The organism is Staphylococcus sp. EG-SA-18 (assembly GCF_017151825.1).
Taxonomy (GTDB): Bacteria; Bacillota; Bacilli; order Staphylococcales; family Staphylococcaceae; genus Staphylococcus; species Staphylococcus aureus.
Map to the genome: position 1 here is coordinate 1 of NZ_JACYVY010000084.1, position 258 is coordinate 258.

The window sequence follows — 258 nt, forward strand, 5'->3', positions numbered from 1 at the left end:
AGGGTTCTGTTGCAAAGTTGAATTTATAGTATAATTTTAACAAAAAGGAGTCTTCTGTATGAACTATTTCAGATATAAACAATTTAACAAGGATGTTATCACTGTAGCCGTTGGCTACTATCTAAGATATGCATTGAGTTATCGTGATATATCTGAAATATTAAGGGAACGTGGTGTAAACGTTCATCATTCAACGGTCTACCGTTGGGTTCAAGAATATGCCCCAATTTTGTATCAAATTTGGAAGAAAAAGCATAA

The 258-nt window shown here is 32.9% G+C and carries 1 pseudogene; it reads left to right on the forward strand.

Annotated elements, in window-relative coordinates:
* Window positions 1-58: 58 nt before the first annotated feature.
* A pseudogene (locus IDG66_RS13520) lies at window positions 59-258 on the forward strand (IS6 family transposase); the annotation flags it as partial.